Annotated in this window: 13 protein-coding genes and 1 pseudogene; 5 read left to right on the top strand and 9 right to left on the bottom strand. The window is 69.9% G+C overall.

The window, feature by feature from the left end; all coding sequences use genetic code 11:
* Positions 1-30 precede the first annotated feature (30 nt).
* Positions 31-612, bottom strand: coding sequence for a TetR family transcriptional regulator (locus tag ACFZCP_RS42365; RefSeq protein ID WP_391441956.1), 582 nt, complete (start codon positions 610-612; stop codon positions 31-33).
* Between the two features lie 165 nt (positions 613-777).
* Here ACFZCP_RS42365 and ACFZCP_RS42370 point away from each other — a divergent pair, with 165 nt between their 5' ends.
* Positions 778-1,704: an alpha/beta hydrolase fold domain-containing protein gene (locus tag ACFZCP_RS42370; protein ID WP_391442082.1), complete on the top strand. Its 927-nt coding sequence runs from the start codon at positions 778-780 to the stop codon at positions 1,702-1,704.
* Between the two features lie 463 nt (positions 1,705-2,167).
* Here ACFZCP_RS42370 and ACFZCP_RS42375 read toward each other — a convergent pair whose 3' ends face one another.
* The 3 genes from ACFZCP_RS42375 to ACFZCP_RS42385 all read right to left on the bottom strand — a co-directional run bounded on the left by ACFZCP_RS42375 (position 2,168) and on the right by ACFZCP_RS42385 (position 4,707).
* The gene (locus ACFZCP_RS42375) at positions 2,168-2,782 is read right to left on the bottom strand and encodes a methyltransferase domain-containing protein (protein WP_391441970.1); all 615 of its coding nucleotides are present in this window, start codon (positions 2,780-2,782) and stop codon (positions 2,168-2,170) included.
* Between the two features lie 367 nt (positions 2,783-3,149).
* Positions 3,150-3,695: a PH domain-containing protein gene (locus ACFZCP_RS42380; RefSeq protein WP_391441974.1), complete on the bottom strand. Its 546-nt coding sequence runs from the start codon at positions 3,693-3,695 to the stop codon at positions 3,150-3,152.
* A 61-nt stretch (positions 3,696-3,756) separates the two neighbouring features.
* A complete protein-coding gene (locus ACFZCP_RS42385; protein WP_391441977.1) occupies positions 3,757-4,707 on the bottom strand; it encodes a LysR family transcriptional regulator in 951 nt (316 codons plus the stop codon).
* Positions 4,708-4,846: 139 nt separating this feature from the next.
* Between ACFZCP_RS42385 and ACFZCP_RS42390 the strand changes: the two genes are divergently transcribed.
* Both ACFZCP_RS42390 and ACFZCP_RS42395 read left to right on the top strand, forming a co-directional pair.
* The gene (locus ACFZCP_RS42390) at positions 4,847-5,767 is read left to right on the top strand and encodes a zinc-binding dehydrogenase (RefSeq protein WP_391441980.1); all 921 of its coding nucleotides are present in this window, start codon (positions 4,847-4,849) and stop codon (positions 5,765-5,767) included.
* A gap of 68 nt (positions 5,768-5,835) precedes the next feature.
* Positions 5,836-6,273, top strand: a complete 438-nt coding sequence (locus tag ACFZCP_RS42395) for a nuclear transport factor 2 family protein (protein ID WP_391441983.1) — start codon at positions 5,836-5,838, stop codon at positions 6,271-6,273.
* A 290-nt stretch (positions 6,274-6,563) separates the two neighbouring features.
* On the opposite strand, the gene ACFZCP_RS42400 is transcribed toward ACFZCP_RS42395, so the two are convergent.
* From ACFZCP_RS42400 to ACFZCP_RS42415, 4 genes are read right to left on the bottom strand one after another with little or no spacing between them, the layout of a single operon-like run.
* A complete protein-coding gene (locus tag ACFZCP_RS42400) occupies positions 6,564-8,585 on the bottom strand; it encodes a trypsin-like peptidase domain-containing protein (protein ID WP_391441986.1) in 2,022 nt (673 codons plus the stop codon).
* 1 nt (position 8,586) lies between these two features.
* A complete protein-coding gene (locus ACFZCP_RS42405; RefSeq protein WP_391441989.1) occupies positions 8,587-10,440 on the bottom strand; it encodes a peroxidase family protein in 1,854 nt (617 codons plus the stop codon).
* Positions 10,437-12,113, bottom strand: coding sequence for a GMC oxidoreductase (locus tag ACFZCP_RS42410; protein WP_391442086.1), 1,677 nt, complete (start codon positions 12,111-12,113; stop codon positions 10,437-10,439). The genes ACFZCP_RS42405 and ACFZCP_RS42410 overlap by 4 nt, the downstream gene beginning before the upstream one ends.
* A 2-nt stretch (positions 12,114-12,115) precedes the next feature.
* Positions 12,116-12,529 carry a hypothetical protein gene (locus ACFZCP_RS42415; protein WP_391441991.1) on the bottom strand — a complete coding sequence of 138 codons (414 nt, stop codon included), beginning with the start codon at positions 12,527-12,529 and terminating at the stop codon, positions 12,116-12,118.
* Positions 12,530-13,016: 487 nt separating this feature from the next.
* Here ACFZCP_RS42415 and ACFZCP_RS42420 point away from each other — a divergent pair, with 487 nt between their 5' ends.
* Complete coding sequence (locus tag ACFZCP_RS42420) at positions 13,017-13,262, top strand: hypothetical protein (RefSeq protein ID WP_391441994.1); 246 nt, start codon at positions 13,017-13,019, stop codon at positions 13,260-13,262.
* A gap of 607 nt (positions 13,263-13,869) precedes the next feature.
* A pseudogene (locus ACFZCP_RS42425) lies at positions 13,870-14,283 on the top strand (HAD family hydrolase); the annotation flags it as partial.
* 349 nt (positions 14,284-14,632) lie between these two features.
* Here the strand turns inward: ACFZCP_RS42425 and ACFZCP_RS42430 are convergent.
* A complete protein-coding gene (locus ACFZCP_RS42430; RefSeq protein WP_391441997.1) occupies positions 14,633-19,204 on the bottom strand; it encodes a peptidoglycan-binding protein in 4,572 nt (1,523 codons plus the stop codon).
* Between the last annotated feature and the right edge of the window lie 39 nt (positions 19,205-19,243).

Raw genomic sequence — 19,243 nt, forward strand, 5'->3', positions numbered from 1 at the left:
GGTCTGCTCTGCCGGGTTGGCGATCCACCGTCAGGTCGGACCGACACCGCGGGCGAAGAGCGGCAGCATCATCGCGACCAGGGCGTCGACATCGGCATCGGCCATCGGTTCGCCGGTCATGCCCATCCGGTGGAGCAGGGTGCCGACGACGACGTCGATGAAGAACAGGACCCTGTTCTCCGGCTCGTCGAGCGCGTCCTGGAGGGCGAGGCGGTAGGGGTCCTGCAACCGTGTGGAGAGGATCTCGCGCAGGGCCGGGTCGCTGACGGCGTCGCTGAACACGCCCGCGAACGCATCGCCCACCCCGGGCTCGCCGATCGTCGCCGCGATCCAGCGGATGGTCGAGGACATGAGCTCGGCCCGGTCGGCGCCCTCCTTCAGCGGAACCGGGCCGAACGCGTCGAGGAGGCAGTCCACGATCAGCGCGCCCTTCGACGGCCAGCGGCGGTAGACCGTCGACTTCGCAATGCCGGCCGCGGCGGCGATGCGCTCGACCGTGGCGCGCGCGTAGCCGATTTCGTGGACCGTGCTCAGAGTGACGGTGAAGACCTCGGCGTCGAGGCCGGCTCGCGGGCGTCCGGGCGGTCGGGCGGGAGGAGGCGTTCTGGTCATTCCCTCACCATAGCTAATTCCGCTACCTTAGGTATCGATACCTGAGGTAGCGAAATCATTCGGGGAGGAGAAGGCATGAGCGGGGACAGCGGTGCGCGGCAGCCGTCGGCGAGCAGCAGCGGGTTGCGGCAGCAGGCATTGGGGGGCGAGCCGGACTGGGCGACGATGACCGCGGAGGAACTGGCCGCCTACCGCGAGGCGGAGAACCACAGGCGGGCGTCGCCTGCGATGCGGGCGATCACCGGGATGCCGGACCCCGGTGCCGCGATCGACTGGCAGTCGCTGGCGCTGCCCGGCCGCCGCCTGCCGGTCCGGGTCCACCGGCCGGTGCGCGAACGTGGCGCCGGATCCGCCGACCGGGCTGCGACCCTGCCCCTCGTACTCCACGTCCACGGCGGCGGGTTCGTGGGCACGGCGGTGCAGAGCGACTGGGTCAACAGCCATCTCGCCGCCCGGTTGCCGGCCCTTGTCGTCTCGGTCGAGCACCGCCTCCTCGCCCCGGACACTCCGCTGTCGGCCGCCGCCGACGACGGCTGGGACGCCCTCGACCACCTGGTGCGGCACGCCGCCGACTGGGGCATCGACCCGGCGCGCATCGCTGTGTTCGGCGAGAGCTGCGGCGCACTGATCACCGCCCTGGCCGCCATCCGCGCCAGGCAGGCCGACCTGCAACTGCGGGCGCAGGTACTGGTCAACCCCGTCGCGGACGTGACCGGGACGATGTTCGACCACCCCTCGGTCACCGAGCACGCCCACAGCCCGACCTTGACCGTTCCCCAACTGCGGCTGCTGCACCGGCTCGCCGTCCCTTCGGGAACCGATCCCTGTGCGCTGTCTCCGCTGTACGCCGACAGTCTCACTGGTCTCGCCCCGGCGTTGGTGGTGGTGCCGAGCCATGACCCGCTGGCCGACCACGGCCGCCGCTACGCCGAGCGCCTGCGCGCGGCCGGGACGCCCGCGCGGCTGACCGAGTTCCCCGAGACCACGCACGCCTTCGTCAGCATGCCGGCCGTAGTACCGCAGGCCGAGGCGGCACGGGCGGAGATCACCGAGTTCCTCCGCGACGCCCTCGGCCGCCCCGGCGGCCGCTGACCAAGCGAGTCCGACGGAGGGACCGCGGCGTCCGCCGGTGACCCGCGCCCCGAACCGAGCGGTCAACATCACCCGCCGAAGGGTCAAGATCACCTGTCAGAGGACAAGCCGTACCCCAGACGGACACAACCTGTGGGCCCTCGCGGCATGCAGGCATCAAGTGCAGGTACTCGGCTGAGGCCAAGCGGTGCGGGCGTGCCCACATCCTGTCGGACGGGCCGGGGAGAGGACACGGCAGGCTACGACCTGTCGTGATCCACTTCTCCCGATCGGCCCTTGCCTCATGCCCGTTGCCCCGGCCCGTCCGATAGCCCCAACTGCCGCCGAGCGTTGAAGACGTTGGCCTACGGCCACAAGACCGAGTACCGGCTGCGTGTCCGGACGCTGGTCGTGTTGCACGCGTCTCGCGGGCACTCCCACGCGCGCATCGCCGACGCCCTTCCGGGCAGTCGCCGACGCCGGATCAGCGGTCGGGCTTCACCCAGGTCAGTGAGTACCTACGGAGCACATGTCGGCGGTAGCGCATGCCAGGCAGGAGCCGTCGTGCCGCAGTACGGGCCTGCCCGTAACTCATGTACGGGACAGCAACTGGCATGCCCTCCGGCCCCCGCGCGCGACGCAGCACCTTCGTGACCCGTACGACCGGGGCAGTCGCGATCATCGCAGCCCACTCCGCGAGGCTCGCCTCGCGGGCCAGACCGACGACCACGAGCGTGCCGCCGGGCCGCAGCAGCTCACGCATGCGGATGAGGGCCGCCTCGAAGTCCATGTGGTGGATCGTGGTCACCGAGCAGATGAAGTCGTATCCCTCGTCGGGCAGATCGGCGGTGAGGAAGTCACCTTCGACGAAGGCGAGTTCCGCGAGGCCGACGGCGAGCTCGCGTGCGCAGGCGATCATCTCCGGCGACTTGTCGATCCCGACGACGCGCTTTACCCGCCCGGCAAGCTTTCGCGCCAGCAACCCGTCCCCACAGCCGACGTCCAACGCCTCGCCGCAGCCCTCGGGCACGGCGCGCAGAATGCCGGGGTGCCGGGCAACGTTGGTGTTCCAGTACGGCCTCGGGTCGACGTGGCGCATCGGACCATCGTAGGGGCGTAGCCAGGTCTCCGTTGCAGTTCGATTCTGCGGGTGTGCTCGGTGACTACCTGGGCGACGGAGTTTTGCGCTACGGGTCGTCAGAGTGATGTGTGAATTTCGATCCTGCGGTTTCCGTGCGCTGGCACGGCAGACGGGGTTCTGTTCCTTCCCTCTCCCGTGTCGCTGGTGCCGAGGCTGGAGGAGCCGGCGGGCTGAGCGTGCGAAGGACAAGCGGTAGAGGCCGTATCCGGACGTCGTTTCCGGGTACGGCCCCTACCGTATGCGGGGCGATTGGTGCGAGGTGGAGGGACGGCACGCGGGGTGCGGCCCCTCCATTCTCTCGGGGGATCGCCAGTTGGTCTGAGGGTCAGCCGCGCGGGGAGCGTTCGAGGAACGGGGTGAGCAGCTTGGGTACGGCCTCTTCGGCGTAGGCGAGGCCGGCGCCTACGGATACGTCCCGCACCTTGTAGCAGCCCACACCCGCGGTGGTGGCGCCGATGGTGAGCAGTCCGTTGCGTCGCTGGAAGTAGGAGCGGGTGATGGTCCAGCCGATGACGCCGTCCCGCTGGAGGGCGACGGTGCGGCGGGCGAAGGTCCCGGCACGGACGACGAGGTAGCGGTCGCGGATTCCGTGGCCGAGGGCACGGTAGGCGTCGTTGGCGAGGGCGATGACGACCGGCAGGCCGACGAGTGCCGTGATCCAGGTGGTGTGCACCAGGACGGGGGTGAGCCACAGCCCCAGGCCCCGCGGGATCGCGACGACAGGCGCGAGGACCAACAGGCCGCGGTTGATGCGACGGCGCAGGGCGGCGCGGGAGTGCGGGACGAGCTCGGTCAGCTCCGTCGGGGACTGTTCCTCGGCAAGGACGTCGGCGGCGACCACGATCCACGGCTGGGACTGTCTCTTCCCCACGGCGAGACCAACGAGCGGACGAGCCCATAGTCACATGATCAACCACTTCTGTAAGGACCGGTTAGTGGACCGGGAGTTTCGCGTGGTCGGTGTCGGGGAGCCAGTCGCGCTGCGGTGTGTAGTCCAGCCAGCGCCGGGTACGGCCGGTTTCGGCGAAGCCGCGCAGCAGGGTGTCGAGCAGCGGGTGGCGGTAGGACTCGCGCCAGGCCAGCGACCACGCGTACAGCGGGGTCGGCTCGACGAGCGGGATGGAGCGCAGGCCCGCGTGGTCCGGCAGAGGTGCGTCGGCGGGGAAGAGGGTGAAGCCCTCGGTGTCAGTGCGGATGTGGTGAACGAGGTGGTCCAGGCCCAGGTTGGGACCGTCATGCCGGCGGGTGATCTCGAATGCATCGGCGAAGCGGCGCAGGAAGTCCAGGCGGGTCAGTTCGGCCGGGCACCACAGGGTGCTGTCGCGCAGGTCGGCCGGGCGCAGTGCGTCGGCGTCGGCGAGCGGGTGGGAGGGGCTGATCACCGCGTCGACGGGTTCCAGCCGCACCAGCCGCTGGGTGAGTCCGGCGTCCCGGCCGCCCGGCAGCGGGTGCACCCGGCCGAATCCCAGGTCCGTGTCGCCGCGCAGCAGCGCCTGCGCGACCGACGGCCAGTCACGTCCCGGCCCCGGCTCCCACCGCACCGGGCCGAGCTCCTGCACCGCCTGGGCGACGGTGCGCATCGGCGCGTACAGATGCCCCCAGGTATCGATCCGTACGACCGGGCCGGCGCCCGTCACCGCCGCGATCGCGCGCTCGCCCGCCGCAAGAGCCTCGCGCGCGGCCGGCAGGAACCGCTCGCCGGCCTCGCTCAGCCGGGTGCCGCCCTCGCGCTCGAACAGCCGGACGGCCAGCAGCTCCTCCAGCCGTGCGATCCGCTTGGACAGCGCCTGCTGGCTGGTGTTCAGCTCATCGGCTGCCCGTCCGAAGTGCAGTGTCTCGGCGGTCGCGGCGAACGCGCGGACCAGGGAGAGGTCGAGGTCCATGCCGCTGACTCTATGCGACAACCCCCGGTTGTCGGCCGGGTGGTTTCGTTGTTGGCCGGGCCCATGGCCCGCCCGGTCAGATGGTCCCAGACGCCGCACCGAGGGATGGCCCCCGAGGCCGCCGAGGAGGAGGACCACAGTGAAAGCCCTGATACCGACCGGAGATCCCGCCGAGCCGGTCGTGCTCGCCGATGTCCCTGAGCCGACGCCGCGCCCTCACGAGGCCCTGGTGAAGGTCGAGGCGTTCTCGGTCAACCGCGGCGAGACGTTCAAGCTGGAAAGGCCCGCCCCCGGCGAGCGGCCCGGCAAGGACATCGCGGGGCTGGTGGTGCAGCAGGCCGCCGACGGGAGCGGGCCGTCCGGGATCACGCGGGTCGTCGGCCATCCCATGGCGGGCGGCTGGGCGGAGTACGTGGCGGTGCCGACCAACGCGCTCGCCGAGATGCCGGACAGCGTCTCGGTGCTCCAGGGCGCGGCGCTGCCGCTGGCGGGGCTCACCGCGTTGCGGCTGCTGCGCACCGCCGTGCCCATGCTGGGACGGCGCGTATTGCTGACCGGCGCGTCGGGCGGCGTGGGCCACTACGTCACCGAGCTCGCAGCCGCTGCCGGCGCGCAGGTCACGGCCGTGACCCGGGATGCCGAACGCGGCGCCCGGCTGGCCGAACTCGGCGCCGCCGAGATCGTCCACGACGTCGCCGACGCCCGGGGCCCGTACGACATCGTGCTGGAGTCGACCGGCGGACGGGCCCTGCCCCTCGCTCTGGCGCGGCTCGCAGGGCGCGGCACGCTGATCTGGTTCGGGCAGGCCAGCCGCACCCCGGCGACGCTCGACTTCTTCGACTTCTTCGCCGGGCCCGAATCGGCCGTGCTCCGCCACTTCCACTACCTCGACGCCGACAGCCGCCTCGACGACGACCTGGCGGCGCTCGTGCGGCTGACCGCCGAAGGCCGCCTGCACCCCGAGATCGGCCGCGTCACGGACTGGGCCGACACCGCGACCACCCTCACGGACCTGCGCGACCGCCGTATCCGGGGCAAGGCCGTCCTCACCCTGTCCTGAACCGGGTCCGCACACCCCGCGAACCCAGCGCATCCGAACGACCGCAAGACCACCGAAGGAGCAAAACCATGACCACCACCACCGACCCCAGGGCCGTCGTGATCCGCTACGTCGAGGCCGTCCGCGACGGCGACGCCAGCGTCATCCACGACAGCTTCACCGAGGACGCCACCTGGCACTACCCGGGCGACCTGCCCCTGTCCAAGGTGTGGCAGGGCCGCGACGCGATCATCAACGACTTCCTCGGCAGCATGGGACCAATCCTCGTCCCGGGCAGCTTGGACGTCGAACTGGTCAGCACCATCGCCGAGGGCGACCGCGTGGTGGCCGAATGGACCTCCAGGGCCAAGACCGTCCACGGTGGCGCCTACGACAACCGCTGCATCGGCATCTACACCGTCCGGGACGGCAAGATCGCCTCCGTCGTCGAGTACGCCGACACCCGGCATGTGGCCGCGGTCCTCTTCCCGGAGTACGCCACCGGCCGCTCCGCCGGAACCGAGTGAGGCGCACCGGATCCTCGGCCCCGTCGTCGTCTGCGGAGCGCGGGGTACGCCGGTCCGCCGCGGGTCAGGGCGTTACCGGCATGCCGTGAACACCCGGCGGTGTGGCCAGCGTTGGGGGCGATCCGTGATCCCCGACAGAGTCAAGCCAGCCGGGCGTTCCGGCCCGGGCCGTTCCGTCTGGCCCTCCCCGTCTCCAGTTCTGTTTCGTCGGCCTGAGACATGGTGCGGAGGACCTCAGGTACCTGTGGGTGGTTCGTCGGCCCTCCGGCCCGGATTCGAGGTGCCCGCGATCAGGCGAGCTGGAGACGGGCTCCGATCTCCCCGGCGACCTCGGGGTGGGAGAGGTACTCCGAGATGCTGTGGGCCCGGTTGCGGGCGTTGATGACGGCGACGTCGGTCACTGTGCCCGCCCAGTTGTCGGCCAGCGGGCAGCCGATGGCCACCGCGTCGGAGGGGCACCATGCGTTGAGCCAGTCCATCACTGTGTCGGGGCGTGTCGGCCCTCCGATGAGCAGCCTCTTGTACACGCTGTCCAGACCCAGCGGGCTACCCGCCGTGGTGAGGTGAATCGTGCGCGCGGGCGACAGCCGTGTGGTGAGGTCCATGCCGACGACCGTGCCGAGGCTGTGGCTGACGAGTATCACCTCTCCCTCCTCCGGGAGTGTGCCCAGCACACAGTCCAGGACCGCGTCCCTGACGTGCCGGTCGTCGAGGTACGCGGCCACATCACGGAGGACCAGGGCGATGGTCCACGCGTCGAGGTCGCTCCTCGCGGCCAGCCAGGCCAACTGCCGGTGCAGGCTCCCGACGACGTCGTCCAGGGCGATCCGTTCGACGGCCAGCGGCCTCTCCTTCGGGATGTTCCACCTGACCGCGGCCTCGCCGATCATCTCCTCGTACACCGCCCGGGCCGTCGGCGACGCCGGAGCAGCCGCCTCCGCCGGGGAGAGACCTGTGGCCTCGGTGACACGCGGCACAGCCTCCCGCGCCGCGAGCGCCTGCACCAGTCGATCGCCGTAGTAGGGGAACCAGGCGTCGGCCGGGTCGACCGGCGGGAGCCCGGCGCGGACGAGTCCCTGGTTGAGGCCGGCGGCCCACTCGCGGCGCAGGTTCTCCGGGTCCTTGCCCTCTTGGGAGCGCCCGTGCAGGAAGACCAGGTGGCATTCGCCGCCGAACGCTCCCTCCCGGGCGCGCAGGCCCGTGTGCGTGACTGGCGTCGCGGCGGCCGGTCGCGGTACGACGGTTACGGGCGCGGGAGTCGGTGAAGCTGATTCCGCCGGACCAAGGCCCGACTCGGCGCCCATGTCGGCCAGTGGTCCCATCCGGCCGCCGCGCGGCAGTTGCGCGAGGTACCGCAGGATGGAGCTGACGCGTACACCCTCGTTCGAGACCCAGTCGATCGCGTCGTCGCCGTCACCGGGCTGCCACACCTGCCCGTCCCGGCGAAGGACGCGCCCCTGGTCGTCGGTCTTCGGTACCCCGCTGTGATGGAGCGCGACGACCTCCCACTGGTCGTTGAAGACCGGGGAGCCGGAGTTGCCGGGCTCGGTGTCCGTCCTGTAGTGGAGGAAGTCGTCGAGCCGCATCTGGAGCATGTTGTCGCGGACGGCGATCTCCTTCAGGCGCCCCATCGGGTGGCCGACCACGTTGACCGGCTCGCCCATGACCAGCTTGCCCGGCTGGACGCTGAGCCGGTTCCAGCCGAACGTCTCACCCGGCGGCCGCCCGCTCGGGTCCGGGGCGACCATGACCAGGGCGAAGTCCAGGCGCTCGTCGGCCACGAAGAAGGCGTCCGGGGCCAGCTCCAGCCGCGTCGTCGGCTGCGGGGTGTTGTCGATGGTGACCTGGGCGTCGAACTCGACGAAGCACTGCCGGGCCGCCGCCGCATCGGTGAGCACGTGGTGGTTGGTCATCAGCAGGCTCGGCGCCACCAGGAAGCCGGTGCCCAGCGGGAGTTCCCGGCCGTTCTCCCGTACCGATATCCGGGCGACGGTTCGCGCCGCCCGGGCTCCACGCGGCAGGAAGCTCCACGCCTGCAGTTCCTTGGAGACGCCGAGGATGCGTTCGTAGGCGTCGAGCGCGGTCAGTGTGTGCGCGCGCACGGCTTCGACGGCCAGGGCGGCGGGCACCGCTTGCCGGTCCAGCAGACGCGTGGCACGCGCGGCGAGGGCCTCCCGGGAGTCGGGGAAGGGTACGCCGGAGTCCATCTGGCGCTCTGCGGCCGTCCGTTCGTCGCTGGTCGCACGGTATCGGTCGGCAGCCGCTGCGGCCTGGCGGGTGCGTTCCCGGTCCGTCCGCTCCGTCGCTCGCATCTCAGGGCTCCTTCGGTGCGGCGGTGTGCCATGGCACGAAGGCGTTGGTCAGCCCCGAGAGGGCCGTGCGCAGCTCGGGATGGTGGCGCAGCAGGACGGTGACCATGCTGTTGTCGTCGATCCAGGCCATGCCGGCCTTGGAGTAGACCTCGGGGGTGTAATGGGTGGTGAAGAACCGGTCGCTGTTCAGCCGGCGCGAGGCCATGAGGATGAAGATGCGGAACGCCGTGTCGCTGAAGGCGAATCCAGCGGGCAGCTTCTCGGCGTACAGTCCGATCATCAGGTCCACCTTCTCGATGTCGCCGTCGTAGAGCCGCTCGATCTGCTCGGCCCACGCCGGGTCGTGTGCCAGCTCCGCGAAGCTCTGCGCCGGCTTGAGCCGCAGCAGCCGCCGGAACTCGTTGTAGCGGGGCACCCCCAGTTCCCGGGTGCGCAGGATGTCGGTGGCGGCGAGGTCCTGCAGTTGCCCGTCGGGCCGCTCGAACTCCTGCAGGAACCTGGGGAAGTTGTGCAGGGTGACCAGTCCGGGGTGCAGCGTGCCGAAGCTGTAGAGCAGGTCGGCCATCTTCGTGGTCTCCAGGAACTTCAGGGCTCCCGGTCCGGAGATCTCGCGCTGGGTGCAGTGGTGGAGGGTCGTGTCGTCGGCGACGGCACGCAGGTGCCATTCGTCGCGGATCAGCGGGTGCATGCGGTATACCGCCACGAACTCCTCGGTGAGGGCGTACGGGACTCCGTAGTGATCCGTCTCGCCGCCGGGGATGCCGCTGACGACCTCGCTGTCGCTGATGCGCCCGAACAGGTTGTGGACGCGCTCGCCCGCGATGCCCCACCAGTTGGCGCGCAGCGCCTTGGCGGTGGTGGGATGGCTGACGACCGCGGGTGTCCACTCCACGGTGTGGATCTTCGCGAGGAGTGCGGAGTTGACGAGCCGGGCGCGCTGGAACAGTTCCTCGTCGCTCCAGGACGGGTAGGCGCCGTGCAGGTGGTCGCAGATTGCGTTGTGCTCCCGGGTGAACAGGTCCTGCATCATGGCGAGGCCGAGCCAGAAGCCGGGAACGCGTGTGGGGTCCTGGGAGGGGTCGGCCGACACGGGGGCCTGCTCGTCGTCCCACAGGTGCAGCCTGCCCAGTTCACCGGTGCGCAGCTGGTGCTGTTCGGACTCGTTCTTTCCGTAGATCTGGGACGCGTCCCACCAGTGCGAGGACACGTTGACGCGGGTGTCGGGCGTTCCGCGGGGTGCCTGGGGGGCATGCGTGGGGTCGTCGGGGGTCCGCATGATCTTCATCGGGTGTTCGGGCCAGGGGTCGTCGTCGAGCAGGGGAACCTCCCAGGGCCGGTCCGTGGGGCTCGTGCCGTGGCTGAACCAGTCACGGATCATGAACTGGAGCCAGGCGGCGACCAGGGAGTTGACGGATTCGGCCGGGACGAGTCGGTCGCGGGTGAGCAGGGTGCGGCTGATCTCGCGCGGACTGGGGGCGGACAGGACGTCCCTGGGTGCGGCCGGGGCGATGGCTTCCAGCGGAATGTTCCGGCCGAAACGGGTGCCGGCCATGCCCATGCGCGGCTCTCCGAGGTCGTTGTGGCTGCCGTCTGCGGTCCGGTTGACCTGGTGGCTCGCGGACGGGGGCGCGGGCTCGGGCTGGTTGATCGCGGGCAACCAGCCGGTGTCGTACAGGTTCTTCTGCCGGAGCCTGACACGCAGTCCGAGGAGCGTCAGCAGTCCTGCCACGACGGGCAGTCTGTCCCAGCCGACGCGACGATCGATGGCCTGGGCGGCACTGGTGATGATCCGCCAGGGCAGTGATGTGCGGTATCCGGCCGGGGAGCGCCCCGGGGCGCGTCGGTGCGTGGTCATCGCATGCTCCTGATCGTTTCGTTCAGGGACGGAACGGTGGTGGGGGTCGGTTGTCGGCGGCCTCGCGGAGGATCACGTCGCTCTCCTTCTCGCTGATCATGTAGATGGGGGGCGGCGACGAAGAAGCCGGGAATAGGGGGGAAGACCGAGGCGTCGACGATTCGCAGACAGTCCACGCCGCGGACCCGGAGCGTACTGTCGACCACTGCTGCGCGATCATCGGCGCGGCCCATCCGACATGTGCACGACGCATGGTGGCCCCAGGCCTCGTCCTGGACGAAAAGGCGGACGGCGTCGCGGTCGTCGACCTCTTCGCCGGGCCACAGCTCTGTGCGGACCACGGAGGCGGTCATGCGGTTCACCCCGCGTACGAACTCCACGGCGTCGGCCATCGTCTCTAGGTCCAGGCCCTCCTTGTCCGTGCCCTCGGCGAAGTAGTGGAAGTCGATCAGGGGGGGTGTCGCGCGGGTCTGCCGAGCGCAGCCGGACCCGGCCTCCCGTGTTGCGGGTGCGGCTCTTGAGAACGCCCAGGTGAAGCGGTCCTGGTGGTGTGCCAGGTCGAGGGAGTAGCCAGGGCGGTAGCCCCGGAAGTCGAAAGGACCGCCGAAGATGAACAGGTCGGGGGCATCGAGGTCCGGGCGGGACTTGCGGGTGATGCCGAGGACGGCGCCGTTGGCGCTGCAGAGGCCTTTGCCCTCCTGCCGCTCCCGATAGCAGTGGTCCGGTTCGGCGCCGGGCTTCGGAGCGTGGAAGTCACAGGCCTGGTCGACCGGGAACTCGCGGGGCATCTGGCTGACCACGCCGACTTCGTACCGGTCCTGGAGGTGCGCGCCCACGCCGTACAGGCCGACGCGCACGGGGATGCCGTGCAGTCCCAGCTCCTCAGGTGGTTCGATGCCCGAAAGCATCAGCAACTGGGGCGTGTTGAAAGCCGCGGCGGCCAGGATCACCTCGCGGGAGGCAAGGACTCGGCGCGGCTCTACCGGCCAGGAGTCGGGCCGCGTGCCGGGATCGGCCCGGTAGGCGTGCGCCTCGTCCAGGTAGTCGACGCCGGTCGCCGCATGTCCTTCGTCCAGGACGATCCGGGCCGCCGGCGCGTGGGTACGGACCACCAGGTGAGCAGGATGATCGCGCTGCACGGCCCGGACACTTTCGCGTACGGCGCTGCGGTGGCCGCCGGTCGTGGAGAGGGGGAGGCCGGGCGGCTTCTTGGGCCTTGGCCGGTAGGTGCAGCACTCCGGCCGTTCGAAGTACCGGCGCATGGCTGTGCTGTGCCAGCTGGCGTCGCCGGTCTCCACCGCTATGGCGTCCCAGTCGCGGTGGTACGGACAGACGGTGATCGGTGCATGGTGCGCGGTGCACTCGCCGATCGTGCCGGCACGCGAGTAGAGGAGGCCCTCGCCCGGTACGAGCTTGCTGTCGCGCCGTTGCTGTTGGTCGTCGGCGTAGTGCCGTACGAAGTAGTTCCAGCACTGCGTGGGGTCCTCGTAGGCATCGGCGTGGAATGCGGGCACCAGGTAGCTGTCGTTGTCCTTGGCGCCCCCGCCGTCCAGGAGCAGGGTGCGCATGCCAGCGGCGGCGAGGTCGGCCGCCAGTGGCCCGCCACCCGCACCTGCGCCGACGACGACGTCGTCGAACCCCGTCTCGGTGGGGGGAACGGTCCTGGGCTGCATGGTCACGGCCGTCTGCCCTTCGGGGAGGTGGCGAGCGCGGCAGTGCCGGCGACGGCCAGAGCCGTGTTGACGGCCGAGATGAAGGTGGTCAGGAACGCGGTGCGCGGAGGGACGTCCCCATGGATGCCGAGCGTTGCCGCCGTCGCGGTGTCACTGCCGTGGATGAGGATGCCGTCGCGCAGGTCGTCCCTCAGCTGCTCGCCGCTGTGGGTCAGCAGATCCAGGCCGAGCAGGACCGTGCGGATACCGAAGAGGCGAAAGGCGTAGACCGCTGCCGGGCTGGGCGGATCGCGGTCGGGGTCGAACCGCCGGATGAGCAACTCCGGTGCCAGCAGACCGGCGGCTCCGTTGAAGAGTCTGATTCCGGCGAGGAGGTATACCGAGACAGGACGGCTGGAGGCAGGGGCCGTGGCCATGACGTCTCCTGAGAGTGTGGTGATTCTCGCGATGACGGGACCGCCCGCCGAACCCCACGGCAAGGGAGAGGAACACCCTGGACGCACTCTTGAAGTCCACGCTAGGGGACCGACTGCTCAACTGCATCTTGGCGGCAACGGAGTTTGAACGGGAGCGCCGTCCCGCGACGCATCGGCCGCGTGGGGAGTGAGAGCGCTGTGCGGGTCGGTACCGACCTGACCATGTGAGGGATTGCTCGGAGAAGTCCTTGTCCAGGCCGTAGGACGCGGCAGACGCAGTGATCAGGTAGGTGCGACGGACTGCGCCGACAGGGCGGAGTGGCTCGACCCTTTCGGTGGGATCGATCGGCATCGCAGGTGGACAGGGAGCAGATGCCGAGAAACCGGAACGCGAATAGAATGAGCAGCAGGTTGGGCCCCAGGGGCGACATTCAGTTCCATTTTCAAGGAGACGCCCCCATGACAGGCGCGCTTCCGTCATGACCCCTTGGTAGCCCGCACGGTCAAGAACCGGAAACTGGCGGCCGTCGGCTACATGCGGGCGTTCGCCGGCCTCCGGTCCCAGGAATCGCGGGCCCACTACGACCGTGGGCGAGGCGCCGGCGAACGCCATACCGCGGCTCTGCGGAACCTGAGCAACAAGCTCGTCGGCTGCCTCTACCACTGCCTGCAGGACCGCGCCCTCTACGACCCCGAGCAAGCCTTCTCCGGCCATCTCGCGCTGGCCGCATGAGCGCCGAACTTGACCTGCCAGTGACATGAGATGTCTCGTCCACGCCGGTCAGGCGATGCTTGCACTTCCTGGAGATCTGCGGCTCGAAGCTACCCAGGCTCCCTCTTCGCAGCGACATCCTCTGCGTGAAGTCGGGATCGCGGTTACGTTCATGGGACCTGCTGTCAACCCGTCAGAGGCGGGCCATGAAATCGAGGGTCCTGGTGCCCTGGCCCATCCGGAGCGGGTGAGGACGCTGAGGCTCGTGGAGCCCGCGGCGTACTGGATCCTCGACGGCCTGGGCGGAACTCGACCCCGGACAGTACGCGTTCACCCGAAACCTCGCCAGCCAACTGCGCGAGCACGAGGACCGGGCGGAGTTCCTGCCGGCATCGACCTCATCCTGACCGGCATCATCGCTCGCCAGTAGTCCACCGGCCTACCTCGCACCTACTGCGGTGTGAACCTTCGATGAGCCTGAACGTGTCGCGTCGATCGCGTTCGTTGTGGCCCGGAGGCCGCTTTCGGCGGGCTTTTCGGGCTGGGCGTCTGCGTTCTCGGTCAGGTCTGCCAGAAACGACGGCGTACTGGTCGACTCCGAGAAGCCGGCCAACCCCTGCTGGCCGCGATGCTCACCGAGGTCGGCGTCCCCAGGCCACTCGAACAGAGCATCCGCACCTACGTGGGCGGCTCGTTCGCGCAGGTCCGGCAGCTCGCTGAGGAGAGGGCCGGGTTCGCGCTCCCGGAGGGCTTCCAACAGCGCTACCAGCAAAGGTTGTTCGAGGAAGTCCGTACCCGGCTGAAGCCGGTGGCGGGTGCCTGTGAACTGCTGGAGCAGCTGACCGTGCTGGGCACGCGGTTCTGCGTGGCCTCCGGCTCGGACCCGGCACGACTGGCGCTGACCCTCGAAACCACCCGACTGGCGCCGCTCCTGGAGGGGCGGGTGTTCAAGGCAATGGAGGTCGCGGCAGGCAAGCCCGCACCGGACCTCTTCCTGCACGCCGCCGCGCGGATGGGAGTGGACCCCGCGGACGTGCTGGTGGTGGAGGACAGTGAGCTGGGCGTGCAGGCGGCCCGGGCGCCTGGAATGCGCGTGGTCGGCTTCGCCGCAGTCACACCGGTGGATCAGCTGGTCGAGGCCGACCACACGGGGCAGCCTGCGCGAACTTTTGTTCGGGGCGCACCTGCTCGGTCGGCCGAGCGGAGGTGCGGCCGATGTCCCCGGGTGGCAGGCCGCCACCCTGCGTGCGCTTTACCAGGGCAGCAGACTCCGAGTCATGTGCCGCGCCCGAACATCGTGGTTGTCGCCATGGAGGCTGGCTCACTCCCACGGAGCGTGCGCGCTCGCCCTGGTCGCCCAGGCCGCCGCCTCGCCCCTCCGTGGCGAGGGGTCAGCCGTGGTGGAACCCGTCTCCATGACGGCCCGGCCTGCCGTGCCCGTCATGGCCGTCGTGCCCATCGTCGTCATCGCGGCCACCGTCGTCGTCATGCCCGTCCGAGTTGCCCAGCCCCGGTGAGAGGTTGACGGTGTCGCAGTAGATGACCGGCCCAGGGGTCGTGGGCGGGGTGGGGCCGTCGGCTCGGATGCCCTCGATCTCGATGACCATCAGGCGCAGCGGCTCCCCGCGTCGCTCGGACGGTACCGGGACCTGACCCGTGTAGAAGGGCGTCCGGGAGGACTCCGCATCGATCGAGGTGAGTACCGTGGCGGTGTTCTCGAGTGTCACCCAGCCGAGGTCCTCGTCGGCGACGACGCTGTTCCGACGCTGCAACGTGGCCGTGATCCGCGGCGGCGGCGAGTCGGTGGGGTCCCAGGAGGGGCCGGTGACGCTGACCGACAGCGACTCGCCGGGGCTGACCATCAGTTCCCGGTCGGGCAGGGTGCGCACCAGGTCGGCGAGGACGGCCGATGAGATCTCGGCTCCGGGGATCGAGTCCGGCTGGTAGCGGACCAGGGAGAGCCGGACGAAGGGCAGGCAGAGGTCCCCGGTGTCGATGTCCAGGTCGCAGAACCAGCGGCCGTCCCTCTTTTCCGACGACTGCGTCTCCCCCCTCTCCTCCATCTCCTCCGTGTCGAACTGCGGGGTGAAGCCGACGACCGTGACGTCGAGGGGGCCCAAGGAAGTGCGGAGGGAGAGTTTCCCGGACTGCCGCACCGCGTTGGTGAACATGTCCGCGGTCGGGGCGACGACGGAAGCGGAACGGTGGATGGGGTCACGGCCCATCAGGGTGACCCAGGCATCCCGTACGGAAGTCGGGTCTCCCCCCGGAGGGTCACCGAGGACCACGCCGAGCAGCTCGCCGTCTCCGGAGGAGAACCAGGGACGGTCGAGGAACACCCGGATACCGCCGCCCCGTCGGCGGTGGACGATGGCGCCCGGCGGTCCGTCGACGTGCTCCAGGGCGAGGGTGGGTACGCAGTACAGCAGCCGTGGTGCCGCGGGCGGCGCGCTGCTCGGCACCGAGTGCTCCTTCGCCTCCCCCCTTACGGTCAGGGCGTTCTGGCCGGGTGCGGCGAACTGCGCAGGGAAGTAGTCCCCGAAGCTGCTGCCGGCCACCGGGCGGTAGCTCACCTTCCGGTGTTTGGTGTCGCCGAACTCGTGCTTTCCGGGTACGGGAGGCATCTTGAGCCTGAGCGCATCCGCCTTCGCCTTGTCCTCGGCAGTCGCTGTCACTGCCTCGAGTGCCTGCGCCTGGTCCGCGGCCACCTGCGCCCTGTCTTCGGCCGCCTTGGTGCTGAAGGTCAGGGTGCCGTTCTGGAGGACGGCTGGTTCACTGCCGGGGACGCCTTGCCGGCTCACCCCGGCCGTCAGCAGGTTGAAGACCGGGACGGCCATGTCACGGGTGTCGCGGCCTGTGGGCCCGGCGTCCGTCACCTCGGTCCACTCCGCGACCAGGTCGATGCGGTCGGTACTGTCCTGGTCCAGCACGATGGTGCCGGCGAGGTGCTCAGCCGTCGCGTTGGGGGCGCGCGGTGTCGCCAAGGGTGACAAGTCCAACGCCGGTGCCTCCAGGGGCTGTTGAACCGCGTGGACGAGCGTCAGCTCCTGGTAGGGGGTGAACATCCAGTGCCGACCTGCCGCCGCCAGTTCCAGCGCGTGGTCGGCTCTCTGCAGCTCTGCTACCTTCCTCGCCGCCGCTTCCGCCTCCGTCTCCGGCGCGAGTCCCGGTGCCGGCGCCGGCACCTCCCGGCACCACGAGGCCATGCCCATTACCTTCTCGTCGAAGTCGATCGCGGAGCACAACCGGACGGTCGCCACGACGCCCTTCGGAAGTGACACCGTCAGCACCCTGGCCGCCTCGTCGAAGTGAGGCGGCTCGGTCCCTTCGGCCAGCCTCAGCCGGAAGGACTTGGGGCGGTGCCAGACGTCACCGCCCCAGGGAACCACGAAGGGCTTCCCGGCAGGCATTCCCGGCAGGTCGAGGAAGACGGCTCCCGTGCTGAGCGGATCGCGCAGGTAGGGCACGTCAACCTGCACGCCTGTGTGCAGGGCGGTCACCGCCGGGTTCCTGGGATCCGCCGCCGGGGACGGGATCGGCTTCAGTTGCACACCCGGAAGGGATGGATCGTTCAGCGAGCCGCTCTCCCGTTTGGCCAGTTCATAGACCGCGTCCTGGGCACTCTGATCGGTGGAGCCGATGGCTTCGTCCAGCAGGCCGTGCCACTCGACACAACGCAGCGACGCCTTCGGTGCCACCACATGGCGTTCGTCGACCCCCTGGTAAGGGAGGTGTCCTTCCACCGTGACCAGCTGCGACCGGTTGAAGTCCGCGGCGTACTGCTCCGCCGTCCTGCCCGTCTCCGGACCGTCAGCGGATCCGTGATCATCGGCGGCTCCGGGGCCTGCGTCACAGTCGACCGCGAAGCCGCTCTTACGGCCGAGTGCCGTGAGGGACTGACAGCCGGGATTGCCGTCGGCGTCACTCCCCGTGAACCCCTGTGTGCGTTGCTCGGCGGCGTAGGCGGCCTTAGTCTCCTTGCCGAAGACACCGTCCACGCCGCTCGGGAGGCTGTGTCCTTGGGCGACGAGGGCCTTCTGGACGGTGCGGACATCGTCGTTGGTCTTGCCGAACTGCACATTGGCCAGGACGACCGTCACCTGATGCACCGGAGGGCCAGGCGGAGCGGCGGGGGGCGGCCCGGACCCCGGGCTGCTCCGGATCACCAACCGGAAGGCAGAGGCGCCCTCCCCGAGCGGCAGTCTGGGGGCCACGGCGGGCGCCGGGACGGCCTCGTACCTCTGGAAGACCAGCAGCCCGCCACCAGGGAGGGCCAGCTCCTCCTGGTCCATGAGGGCATCGGCCTCCGCCAGGGTGGGGCCGTTGCCCGCCAGGTCGACGGTGCGCAGCCGCACCCGGTACTGGTGGCCGAACCGCAGCCTGGGCAGTGAGCCTGGCCGCACCCTGGACGTGATCTCCAGCGGCATCGCCGTCATCGCCTTGTTGCTGACCTCCACCGGCTGGTTGGGGGGCCGGTTGGCGTCGGACGATCCCTCATCGATGTCCAGCACCAGGCCTGGGCGGGGGGCGGCCAGCGACCATCCGTCCCAAGTGACCAGCTGCTCGGGTACGTAGGGCTTGTCGTTGCCCATCTCGGGCGGTGGTGAGATCAGGCCGGCTTGGAAGAAGCCCTCGTCGGAGGCCGTGAACAGGAGCGGTCCGCCATTCGGCTGCCGGTACTCCACGTTGCGCTCGTGCAGCGAGAACCAGCGCTGCCGTTCCTCGTCCCAGATATCCATCCGGTGGCCGCGGACCAAATCCTCGGCGACCAGCTTGGGGGCGGGCGGGGGCGGCGGTGCGGCTCCCGGGGGCTGCGGGTCCCGCGCCGCGGTCCTTGCGCCTGCGAGTACCTGAGTGAAGGCGTTGTCGTGGTCGACCGCCCGACTGAACTCCTCCTTGAGGATCTCCCGGCGCGAGTCCCTGACCAGCGAAATCCCATGGGTCCGCACCGGGGACAGCCCCTTGGCGTCCGAGGGGCCCGACCTCCTGAAGTCCGCGGCGATTTCGAGCGCGGCGCCGTCGATGTCGGCCTGCTCCAGGGAGAAGTCGTTCTCCGGCAACGCCAGCAAGCCGCGGGACGGCGACGCCAGCGGGTCCGCGGCCGTACGGGACTTGGCTCCGGGGACGAGGACATGGCGGTCCGGGAGGAAGACATAGAACGTGTGGGGGGACACGTCGTGCGAGTCTGCGTGGGGTTCGGTCCAGTGAGGAGTAACGGTCAGGAACCGCTCGCCCGTGGAGACGGGCAGCCGGTCGGCCGGCAGGAGGAAGTCCAGGACCAGCCCGAGGCGCCGGAGCAGCCCGGGGTGGTCGCCGAGCGAGGTGAGCATCTGGTGGAAGTCGGGATGCGACAACTCCGTCGGCGGAGGTGGGTGCGCCTCTTCGCCGGCGAGCGTGGGGGGCCTTGTGATCGTGTGGAAGTCGCTCAGCGCCTCCAGTGCGTCAGGCATACCCCCGTCGCCCGCCGGGAAGGCCCCGAGTGACCGCAGTGCTTCCCTGGCCGCGGGCGGTCTCTCGGGCGACATCTTGGCCGCCTCGGCGTAGGTGCGTCTGGTGAGTTCAGCGACATCCTTTGCCGAGTAGGTGTGGGAGCCCTCCATGTTCGTGCTCTTGAAGACGAACAACTCCAGCGGAGTGTCCTTGTTGAAGAGTTTCCTCCACAAGGTTCCGTCGGAGGGAGGCCCTTGCGGATCGAGCCGACCGGTGAAGGATGTGGTCAGGGCGGAAGCGTCCTCCCCGCTGGCGAACTCGAAGGTTGCCCCCTCGACTCTTTCCGGCCAGGTGAGGAAATCGGGGAAGCTTCCGAGCGTGCTGAGGACCGGCTGGTCGGGCGGCTGCCCCTCCGGAGGCTGGTCCGTCGTTGTCAGTCGGGGGGCGACGAACACCGACACCCGGACCTGGGTTCCGTCCGCGGAGAGCCCGGCGGGGAGAACGGTCCAGTTGATGTGCTGTTCGAATGGCATGATCGTCTCCCACGGGGCTTGCAGGGCTCACCAGACCGG

The sequence above is a fragment of the Streptomyces sp. NPDC007971 genome (assembly GCF_042958635.1).
Taxonomy (GTDB): domain Bacteria; phylum Actinomycetota; class Actinomycetes; order Streptomycetales; family Streptomycetaceae; genus Streptomyces.